This window comes from Spirulina sp. CCY15215, from assembly GCF_016888125.1.
Taxonomy (GTDB): domain Bacteria; phylum Cyanobacteriota; class Cyanobacteriia; order Cyanobacteriales; family Spirulinaceae; genus CCY15215.
In genome coordinates this window covers 25999-36694 of record NZ_JACSWA010000608.1, presented here as the reverse complement: position 1 = coordinate 36694, position 10696 = coordinate 25999, and the positions used below count along the sequence as shown (strand labels likewise).

Here is a 10696-nt window from a genome sequence, read left to right as displayed (position 1 = left end):
AACGTAGCGATTTAACGCTTAGACTGGTCAGGTTGGAGATGAGGATTCCCTCAAGCTCCCGCTAGAAAGCTCAAGCGTTTAGCGGTGAGTTCCTGACGCTAGGGTCTCCTTCTCTATATGTTTCGATAGACGATCGTTGGCGATCGATAGTTCGCCCCCCTTGGTGATGTGATTGCTTGTTTTAGTCTTAGGTATTGCTATACCTTCCCTCTGCTGCTTTGTGAATTAATGTAACTTGTTATTGACAAAACTGTCAAGGGCTGATCCTGAATTTAATTAATGTTGCAAAACTTAAATTAAATTCCCTTAACTTGAGGAAAAATGGCGGAAAAATGGAAACAATCTATACAGAACAGAGGTTTAAGCCGCGATCGCCAAACCCAGAACCAAAAGATTTATGAGAACGATCGAGGCAGACTGTAAAGTAAAGACAGGCAGAATCGCACTCAAAATGCAGCATTTGGGTAGATTGTCTGAAAGGAAGATGATGATAAAATGCCCCTAAGACAACTTTAGCCTTGGAATAACAAACAAATTAATGATGAAGCGAGCGAGTCAAAGATTAATGCTATCGGTTGCATGAGCAACCCCAGACCCAATAAAAAATAACCAATAACAAAAGAACAAATCAAGGAGTATTTATGCGTGCAGTGCTAATGGCAGGGGGTTCGGGAACGCGACTTCGCCCCTTGACCTGCGACCTTCCCAAACCAATGGTTCCCATTCTCAACCGACCGATCGCAGAACATATCGTGAATCTGCTTAAACGCAATGACATTACCGAAGTAATCGCCACACTCCACTATCTCCCGGATGTCATGCGAGACTACTTTCAAGATGGCCACGATTTTGGCGTGCAGATGACCTATGCAGTTGAGGAAGATCAACCCTTGGGGACTGCTGGCTGTGTCAAAAATATTGCCGAACTATTAGACGATACTTTCTTAGTCATTAGTGGAGACAGCATTACCGATTTTGATTTAAAAGCCGCGATCGCCTTTCATAAAGAAAAGCAAGCCAAAGCGACCCTAATTTTAACCCGAGTTCCCAATCCCGTAGAATTTGGCGTAGTCATTACCGATCAAGAGGATCGGATTATTCGTTTCCTCGAAAAACCCTCCAGCAGCGAAATTTTCTCCGATACCGTCAACACCGGAACCTATATCCTCGAACCGGAAGTTTTAGGCTATCTACCCGAAAACGAAGAATCTGACTTTTCTACAGACCTCTTTCCCTTACTCCTCGCCAAAGGAGAACCCATGTATGGTTATATTGCCGATGCCTATTGGTGCGATGTCGGCCACCTCGATGCCTATCGAGAGTCTCAGTACGACGGTTTGGAGAAGAAAGTCAAACTCGACTTTGCCTATCCAGAGGTAGAACCCGGTCTCTGGTTGGGTTCCGACACCTATATCGATCCTTCCGCGAAAATTGATCGCCCAGTTCTAATTGGTAACAATTGCCGCATCGGACCGAGAGTTCATATCGAAGCGGGAACCGTCCTAGGGGATAATATTACCATCGGTGCCGATGCCAACCTCAAGCGCCCGATCGTGGCCAATGGGGCGATCGTCGGCGACGAAGCACATTTACGCGCCTGCGTGATTTCTCGGGGAACTCGGGTTGATCGCCGCGCCCACATTCTTGAAGGTGCCGTGGTGGGTTTCCTCTCCACCGTGGGAGAAGAGGCGCAAATCAGTCCTGGTGTCAGGGTTTGGCCGAGTAAAAAAATCGAATCAGGAGCAATTTTAAATATCAACTTGATCTGGGGGAATATGGCACAACGCAATCTCTTCGGTCAACAAGGTGTTTCCGGTTTGGCCAATATTGACATTACACCAGAATTTGCCGTTAAACTCGGTGCCGCTTATGCCTCGACCCTCAAACCGGGGGTAATGGTAACAGTTTCGAGGGATCAACGTCCGATTTCTCGCATGGTCAGTCGCTCTTTAATTGCTGGAATCATGTCTTCTGGGGTAGGAATTCAAAACTTAGAATCAACCGCTATTCCCCTCGCCAGAACTGTCATTTCCACCCTTGCTGTTGTTGGTGGGGTTCACGTTCGCTTACATCCTAACCGTCCTGACTCCATTTTAATCGAATTTTTCGATCGCCAAGGCATTAATATTACCAAAGCCAAAGAAAAGAAAATCGAAGGGTCTTACTTTAAAGAAGACTTGCGACGAGTGGCGATCGCGGATATTGGCACCATGACTTACCTCACTCAAACCCTTGATATCTATACTGAGAGTTTTGAGACTCACCTCAACGTCGAAGCTGTCCGCAACTCTCGCGCCAAAGTCGTGATCGATTACGGTTATGCGGTTTCTGGGGCAATTTTACCGCGCCTCTTGGCTAAATTTGGTTGCGATGCCGTCGTTCTTAACGCCAGCTTAAGTCAAATCGCCATTTCCAATGACGAACGAGAAGGACTACTGGTGCAGTTAGGTCACGTGGTAGAAGCCCTGAAAGCCAATTTAGGGGTGCAAGTATCCGCCAATGGAGAACAGTTGATTTTAGTCGATGAAGCTGGTTTATCCATTCGGGGGGAAATGCTGACGGCTTTAATGGTGAATATGATGATGACCGCCCATCCCAGAAGTTCCGTCGTGGTTCCGGTTCATGCTTCCAGCGCCGTAGAACAAATTGCCCGTCGTCACGATGGTCGAGTCATTCGCACTAAAGTTAATCCCACGGCGTTAATGGAAGCCTCGCAAACCGATAGTAGTGTGGTTTTGGGCGGGAGTGGGGAAATGGGCTTTATTTTCCCCCAACTGCACCCTGGTTTTGATGCCATGTTCTGTGTCGCTAAACTGATCGAAATGCTAACCATCCAAGAACGCTCTTTAGCACAGATTCGCAGCGAATTACCTCGAGTTTGCCATAAAAGTTATACTATGCGCTGTCCTTGGACGGTAAAAGGGTCTCTGATGCGACAATTAGTGGAAACCCATCCGGCGGAAAATTTGGAACTCATTGACGGTGTAAAAATTGTTAATCGTCAAAATGACAATTGGGTGCTAATCTTGCCGGATGCGGGGGAACCATTGGTACATATTTTTGCCAATAGCGACGATCGCGATTGGGTCGATCACTCCCTCATGGATTACCGTCAGCGCGTTCAAGATTTCATCGATCAAGAACAGGGACTGGAATCGGTAAATTGAGGAACAATTGTTCTAGACTAGAATTAGAAACTGAGTAGACAAGAGAGTTTAGTTATGAATAGCTGTACTTTAATGGCTGAGATTGTTGAATCTCCTCAACTGCGGCGAACTCCAGACGATACCCCCGTCGCGAATATGCTAGTACGATTTGATGGCTTGCGAGATAATGACCCGCCAGCTATGCTCAGGGTAACGGGATGGCGGAATTTAGCGGAAGAAATCAGTGCTAATTATCGAGCCGGCGATCGTGTCATCATCATTGGTAGCCTGAAAATGGATCGCGTTGATGTGGAAAAACAAGGAGTTCGCTACAAAGAAACAAGGGCAGAATTGAACCTTTCCCGTATTTACAAGCAAACGGGAGAATTTAGCGAAACTCAGGTTGAATCCGTTGTTCCTTCTGTGGCTGCAACTCCTGTAGCAGTTTCATCTCCCGCACCGACTAGCAATTTAGGGAATGTCGTTCCCATCGGCAATTATAATCGTGCTACGAGTTCTAGCGATTTTGAATCCGAAACCAGTTCTGGGGAATCTTCAACACCGGAAGATGAGGCAGATTTGGACGATATTCCCTTTTAGATCAGGGAATATTTTTCGATTTCTCTCAAACTCGAAAATCTTAAATAACTCAACTTGCCAGTTATTGATTCGATCCCCCCTCAGCTTGTCTTGATAAGGGGGGAGAATCCAAAAGTTCCCCGTTTTAAAGATTTAAAGTATAGGCGATCGCATTTTCCATTCTCAGATACTTGGGATGAGATGCGATCGCGCTATTTTTTAGCTGGAGTAAGATAGATTGGAGAGTTAGAGAATTATTATGAATGAGCCAGTACGATATATAACAAATGAGGAAGGCGATCGCGTTCAGGAGAAGGCGAGATTTTGTTATAATTCAATTGACTTACCAGTGGGATTGAAAAAATTATGAGTTCCCTTAAAGAAAGAATTGAGGAAAAATTAGATTTTCTGCCCGAAACCGAACTTGATGAAGTTTTAAATTTTGTTGAGTTTTTAATTAAGCGTAAAAGTAGCGATCGCTCCTACTCTCAAGAAAGTCCTGTATTAGCGATTGCAGGGAATTTACCGCTCGATCCGCTTACATCTGAAGAAATTGAAACTGAGTTATACGAACAAAATATTCAGCACAATAACCCTAAAAATCATACGAGTCAATTATCACCCCAATGGAAAAAATGGCTGGCAGAAGTTGAAAAACTTGAAGTTGTCAGCGATCGCGCACAATCTGTAGTTGACTGATATGACTTTATATTGGGTTGGTTGTGGGTTAAGGGGAGAGTGATGCCAGCAAAGGATATCTACCACGATGCGGTAAAAAATGCGTTGGTTAAAGATGGATGGGAGATCGCCAACGATCCTTTGCGTTTAACATGGGGAGTGAGAGAATTTTTTGTTGATTTGGGGGTGAGTCGGTTAATCGCTGCTCAGAAAGCAGAAGAAACGATCGCGATTGAAATTAAGGGTTTTACCAGTCGTTCGGCGATCGCGGATTTGGAGCAGGCATTAGGGCAATATTTACTGTATCGAGCAGTTTTGGAGGAAATTAGGGTGAATTATTCGCTCTATCTAGCGGTTCGCAAGGCTACCTATCAAGGAATTTTTGCTGAACCGATTGGCAGTTTAATTATTGAGAAATATCGGTTAAATCTATTGGTTTTTGATGCTAAAAAGGAGGAAATTTTACAATGGATTCCCTAAAAGATGTTCGAGAAGTTTTAGAGAAAACTCTTGAGGAATATACAAAGATTCCCTATGCTTACGGGGATTTAAAATGTCGTTTAATTATTAGCAAGGATGGGAATAATTTTTTGCTTATTACTCAGGGATGGGAGGGAGATGTACAAGTACATGGCTGTTTGGTTCATGCAGAGGCGATCGCGGACAAAATCTGGATTCATCGGGACGGGTTAGAAGATGGCATTGCTGACGATTTATTGCGATCGGGCATTCCCAAGGATAAGATTGTTTTGGCGTTTCATCCCCCAGAGGTGCGTCCTCATACTGGATTTGCTGTAGAGTAGGGAGGTTAAGTTATGAATGAGCCAATACGATATATCACGAACGAGCAAGGCGATCGGGTTGGGGTAGTGTTAGATTTAGCCACCTATCAACGATTGACCAATGCTCCCAGACACGATCCCGAATGTTTGCTGAATTTGAGTTTAGCAGAACTGGAAGCACTGTCTGAGAGTAAACTTGCTCCTACTAAACAAGAAAATTTGAGCGCATTACTGGAGAAAAATAAGGATTCTCAACTTTCTTCGGAAGAAAACACCCTGTTAGATTTATTGTTAGAACAAGTAGATAATTTAACCATTCTGAAGACAAGAGCAAGATATACTTTAGAACATTTTAACCCTTCGGAGAGCTTGGAGTGAGTGCTTATATTCCAGTTGAGTTAAAACGCAAGGTGCGCGATCGCTTTCAAAACTGTTGCGCTTATTGTCGCACGGCTGAATTATTAAGTGCTGCAATTTTCGAGTTCGAGCATATTATTCCACTTTCAGCAGGAGGTGAAACGGTTTTTAAAAACCTTTTTTCCTTTTTTGGATACTTGGGATGAGATGCGATCGCTGGTCAAAATTTCTTTATATGTTAAGAATACTTATAAAATCGCACCAAACAATTCAAGAAGTTTTGATTTAGTATAAATAGGTAAGTCGAGATAAGAATTTAGATTGTTTATATTAGATGGAACAAATAAACTTAAGCCCATACTATTCAGAGCTATCTCGTTGGGATTTTGCATTTTAAGTACCGAACTATTAAGCAAATCAACAAATTCAAGATATTTTGCTTGGTCTGCTTCAGCAATATTGGTTAATTCGTTGAAAAAATCTATGATGTCTACATATCTTGATCCGAAATATATATTGTTAGAGTTCAATGTTTGCAAACGTAAATTGTTTTCGGATTCTAGAATAGAATCAATTAACCGATTCATTGATTCTATAACTTTCAAAAGATTTTCGTTGCGTGTAACAATATAAGTTGAGTACATATCACTTCTTTCAAATTCTGCAATTTTCCGTGCAACATATTCTCCATCTACATCAGGATTTTGTCCTATCAATTGGAATAGAGATTCGTAGTAATAATTAGGTGCCCCTAAGATTACTGGAGAAGATAATGTGTACTTAGCTACATCACATAATGTGTGATGTACTTCTAATGTTCCTTTGTTGCAATTTTGAAAGAAAAATAGTTCTATTCGATCGTGAATTTTACGATTAAAATCTTCAATTACTTTTTTTACGTCTTTTATATTCATCCATTGAGTTTGATTCGAGTTAGAATCAGGATTATCATCAGGACTAATTTCATCTAATTTTCCGCCATGTCCAACTATTACAATTCCCCATTTTTTTGCACTGAACTGAGAATACGCCCAGTCAAGATATTCCGCAAAAATATCGGCATCTGAACTGTCAGTAGCGTTTATATCTTCAACTTTCACGTCTCCATTTTTAATTATTCTTCTAGAAAGATTATCTGAATCTAAAAAATCTGATTCTACTCCTACTAAGAGATTGTTGGTTTGAACTCCTCTAGAAATCATGTCTATGATAGGTTGACCAAAACGAGATAAGTTATTGTCATAGGGCATCCAGTATAGAAAAACCCAATCATAGTGATTTTTGTCTTTAATCTTGTTAGCTTCTCTAGCTTTAACAGATTTTCGATTGAGAAATGTTAAATTAGACAAACAAATAGCACTACTCAAAAATCCATATTGAATTAATCTACGTCTTTTCATCTCAAGTTCCTCATGTGAGTTAATATGTAAACTCGATTATAGCATCAAAAAAATCGCCCCTGCCTTTTACCTCTGCCCCAACCTGCCTAAAACTGCCTTCCTCTATCTGGTCAAACTCCCACCCCGCAACCATCATAGGACTTGTGAGTTTGCGCTACAACAAGCAAAACTCACCCTCTCTGTTTGTTTCGGGAGGAAATCATGACTATTACCTACGAAAAAGGACTGCAAACCCCACGTTTGCAAGGACTGACCACCGCAGAAGCCAACGAGAATCGCCACAAACACAGCAGCAATATCCTCACGCCCCCAGAAAGAGATTCTTGGTGGAAATTGTACCTCGAAAAATACGAAGATCCGATTATTCGCATTCTCGTTGTTGCGGCAGTTATTTCTATTGCGATCGGCGTTATCAACGGACAATATATTGAAGGAATTGGCATTATCGTCGCCATTCTTTTAGCCACCACCGTCGCCTTTATCAACGAATATAAAGCGAACCAAGAATTCGACATTCTCAACCAAGTTAATAACGAAACTCCCGTTAAAGTGGTGCGGAATGGCAAATTTACCACCGTTCCCAAAAAAGATATCGTCGTCGGCGATATTGTTTGGTTAGAAACAGGGGATGAAATTCCCGCCGATGGACAGATTTTGAACAGTGTTTCCTTGCAAGTTAATGAAGCAAGTTTAACTGGAGAAAGCAAACCAGTTGCTAAATTTGCCAGCACAGAAAACAATGAATTCGAGACAGCTTATACCCCTTCTATTGTCCTACGCGGCACCACATAAGCTGTTACGCATTTAAACCACCGATTCTACGGGCTGAACCCTTTGGCCTGCTTAGATCGAGGCAAACATTTGAATGATTAACAGCTTATCGTTACAGCTTACGAACTCTCTCTCTTTTTCACTACGTTCGTCATGCTGCAATTCTGGAACTTATTTAATGCCAAATGCTTCGGATTAAAAGAGTCAGCTTTTGCCAGCTTGGGTGAAAATAAAGGATTCTTGGCAATTGCCGCGATCATCTTTTTTGGACAAATCTTGATGGTACAATTTGGGGGGGATTTCTTCCGCACTGTTCCTCTTTCCCTAACAGATTGGGTAACGATTATCGGTGGCACATCTATTGTTCTCTGGATTGGTGAAATTATGCGATCGCTGGCTCGAATGAAAGCAAAACGAGTATAATGATTAGGGTGGGCAATGCCCGCCCTATTTTTTTTGGATGCTTAATCTATGTCAGCTAAGGAGGAAATTGTGCAATGGAAAAAATAGAAAGATATCGGAAATATATTCTCAAACTTCTCAGCGATCGCGCTAAGTTTGGTTCATCTTACGAAGAGATTGAAATTCAAACTATTTTTGATATAGAACGCGATCATTATCAATTAGTTCATACAGGTTGGCGAAACCAAAGAAGATTTTATGGCTGTTTTCTCCATGTAGATATCAAAGATGGTAAAATTTGGATTCAACATGATGGAACAGAAATTGCGATCGCCGATGAATTAGTATCTTTAGGTGTACCTAAAGAGGATATTGTTTTAGCATTTCACGATCCCTATATCAGGCAATTTACAGGTTTTGCTGTTGGATAAAGCCGATATAATAGTTCGCGATCTACCCATTATTTGGAAAGAGTACGATCGCATTTTTGCGCGTTTGTTATATCTAGACATTAAAAATAGTAAAATTTAGGTACGACAAGAGTTTACCGATCGCAAGTTTGCTAGGCTGAGAAAAGAACGCTTAATCTAGTCCGTTTTTTAGCTCCTAACGTCTCCGTCTTGCATCCCTGCTTTTACCCATCCTATGAGCTATTGCTTGAATCCAGAGTGTCAAAACCCCGAAAATGAACGAAATCTCGATTTTTGTCAGAGTTGTGGTGGGACAATTTTACTACGAGATCGCTATCGGGCGATTAAACCCATCGGTTCCGGGAGTTTTGGAAAGACATTTCTGGCGATCGATGAAGATAAACCCTCGAAACCGTCTTGCGTCATCAAACAATTTTTTCCCCAAGCGCGAGATCCTGAAACCTTAAGCAAAGCCTCGGAATTATTTGCTCGAGAAGCATTACGTTTGGATGAGTTGGGAGTTCATCCCCAAATTCCCAATTTATTCGCTTATTTTGCCCAAGAAGAACAACAATATCTCGTCCAAGAATTTATTGAAGGAGAAGATTTAAAAGCTGTTTTAACAATAGATGGGGTATTTAACGAAATACAAATTCGGAGCTTTCTTAATAGTTTACTCTCTATCTTGAAATTTATTCATCAACATAAAGTCATTCATCGAGATATTAAGTTAGAAAATATTATTCGGCGCACAGATGGAGAATTAGTGTTAGTTGATTTTGGCGCAGCTACAGCCAATAGTGCCACAGCATTAACTGGAACCGGTACTGTTATTGGTACGATGGGTTATGCTCCCCCGGAACAAATTTTAGGTAGACCCATCTATGCAAGCGATATTTATAGTTTGGGGGTAACTTGTTTGTGTTTGTTAACGGGGATGAATCCTTTTGATATTTATGATGCTGAAGAGGAAATTTGGATTTGGCGCGATCGCACCCCTGCAACGGTAAGCGCTGAGTTAGGCTATATTCTCGATAAAATGGTCGAAAGTACCCGCAGACAGCGCTACAAGTCAGCAGATGAGATTTTACAAGACTTGAATCCTGTCCCAGAGGATCCCACAATTCCTGTTAGTCCGCCCCAAGATACGTCCCTCGAAGTTCTTACAAAAACTACTTGGAAAAAGTCTCAAAATTTAACTGGTCACAAACATCACATTTATTCTCTCGCTTTTAATCCTACCGGAAAAATGTTAGCGAGTGGCAGTAGAGATGGCACGATTAAATTATGGTCTCTATCAACGCGCAAACTCTTGCAAACCTTGACGGGACACTCAACTTGGGTTAATACTGTGGCCTTCGATCGCACGGGACAGGTATTAGCTAGTGGAAGCGGTGACAAAACCATAAAATTATGGTCGATCCGCACGGGACAACTTCTAGAAACTCTTTCCGGCTATTCTAGTTCCGTGGATTCTGTGGATTTTAGTGCCAATGGACGCATTTTAATCAGTACTGGCGATCGCAAAACCGTTATGGTGCGATCGACCAAGACGGGTAAGGTGTTGCAAGTGTTGATGGGACATAGAGAATATGTGAATTGTGTCGCTTTTAGTCCGGTGGGTAATATTGCAGCTAGTGCCAGTTGTGATAAAACGGCGAGACTCTGGAATGTGAAAACTGGGGAATTATTACATACTTTAGTGGGTCATGAAGGTTGGTTGAATACAGTGGCCTTTAGTCCCGATGGCGAACTGCTTGCCAGTGGTAGTGTTGATAGAACGATCGCCTTGTGGTCCGTGCGATCGGGGCAGATGTTACAAAGATTATCAGGGCATTTAAGTAAAGTCTACGCCTTGGTATTTAGTGCCGAAGGAAATTTGCTGGCCAGTGGTGGAGGAGATGGTTTAAAACTATGGTCAGTTAAAACAGGGGAAGAGATATCTGGTCTGGGGTATGATTCGGAGGAACTTTACACAGTGGCATTTAGTCCGGAGGGAAATATTTTGGCCACAGGTGGGAAAAAAACTATTTCTTTATGGGAGAAATAAACCAGAGCAAATTTTCGATAGAGTTCTTTTTTAAGTTTACAAATCATGGCCAAAAAGTTTAAAAGTCTTGACAAATATTTGCTTTTAACTTTTGACTTTTGGCTTTTAACCTGCATAAAAT

12 protein-coding genes are annotated in these 10696 nt (G+C 41.8%); 11 read left to right on the top strand and 1 reads right to left on the bottom strand.

The window, feature by feature from the left end:
* Positions 1-641 precede the first annotated feature (641 nt).
* From JUI58_RS24730 to JUI58_RS24700, 7 genes are all read left to right on the top strand, one after another.
* Positions 642-3167: a mannose-1-phosphate guanyltransferase gene (locus JUI58_RS24730; RefSeq protein WP_204106522.1), complete on the top strand. Its 2526-nt coding sequence runs from the start codon at positions 642-644 to the stop codon at positions 3165-3167.
* 54 nt (positions 3168-3221) lie between these two features.
* A complete protein-coding gene (locus JUI58_RS24725) occupies positions 3222-3746 on the top strand; it encodes a single-stranded DNA-binding protein (RefSeq protein ID WP_204106521.1) in 525 nt (174 codons plus the stop codon).
* A gap of 345 nt (positions 3747-4091) precedes the next feature.
* Positions 4092-4424, top strand: coding sequence for a hypothetical protein (locus tag JUI58_RS24720; protein ID WP_204106520.1), 333 nt, complete (start codon positions 4092-4094; stop codon positions 4422-4424).
* A gap of 42 nt (positions 4425-4466) precedes the next feature.
* A complete protein-coding gene (locus tag JUI58_RS24715; RefSeq protein WP_204106523.1) occupies positions 4467-4883 on the top strand; it encodes a XisH family protein in 417 nt (138 codons plus the stop codon).
* Positions 4871-5206 (top strand): XisI protein, encoded by a 336-nt coding sequence (locus JUI58_RS24710; RefSeq protein ID WP_204106519.1) that lies wholly within the window; start codon positions 4871-4873, stop codon positions 5204-5206. The genes JUI58_RS24715 and JUI58_RS24710 overlap by 13 nt, the downstream gene beginning before the upstream one ends.
* A 12-nt stretch (positions 5207-5218) precedes the next feature.
* Complete coding sequence (locus JUI58_RS24705) at positions 5219-5563, top strand: hypothetical protein (RefSeq protein ID WP_204106518.1); 345 nt, start codon at positions 5219-5221, stop codon at positions 5561-5563.
* The gene (locus JUI58_RS24700) at positions 5560-5748 is read left to right on the top strand and encodes an HNH endonuclease signature motif containing protein (RefSeq protein WP_204106517.1); all 189 of its coding nucleotides are present in this window, start codon (positions 5560-5562) and stop codon (positions 5746-5748) included. Before JUI58_RS24705 ends, JUI58_RS24700 begins: the two co-directional genes overlap by 4 nt.
* Positions 5749-5790: 42 nt before the next feature.
* On the opposite strand, the gene JUI58_RS24695 is transcribed toward JUI58_RS24700, so the two are convergent.
* A complete protein-coding gene (locus JUI58_RS24695) occupies positions 5791-6942 on the bottom strand; it encodes a clostripain-related cysteine peptidase (protein ID WP_204106516.1) in 1152 nt (383 codons plus the stop codon).
* 201 nt (positions 6943-7143) lie between these two features.
* Here JUI58_RS24695 and JUI58_RS24690 point away from each other — a divergent pair, with 201 nt between their 5' ends.
* The 4 genes from JUI58_RS24690 (at position 7144) to JUI58_RS24675 (ending at position 10575) form a co-directional block, all read left to right on the top strand.
* Positions 7144-7734, top strand: coding sequence for an HAD-IC family P-type ATPase (locus JUI58_RS24690; protein ID WP_204106515.1), 591 nt, complete (start codon positions 7144-7146; stop codon positions 7732-7734).
* An 87-nt stretch (positions 7735-7821) separates the two neighbouring features.
* Positions 7822-8136, top strand: coding sequence for a cation-translocating P-type ATPase C-terminal domain-containing protein (locus JUI58_RS24685; protein WP_348539970.1), 315 nt, complete (start codon positions 7822-7824; stop codon positions 8134-8136).
* Between the two features lie 74 nt (positions 8137-8210).
* Positions 8211-8546, top strand: a complete 336-nt coding sequence (locus JUI58_RS24680; RefSeq protein WP_204106513.1) for a XisI protein — start codon at positions 8211-8213, stop codon at positions 8544-8546.
* A 226-nt stretch (positions 8547-8772) separates the two neighbouring features.
* Entirely contained in the window at positions 8773-10575 is a 1803-nt protein-coding gene (locus JUI58_RS24675; RefSeq protein ID WP_204106512.1) for a serine/threonine-protein kinase, read from the top strand.
* Positions 10576-10696: the final 121 nt, after the last annotated feature.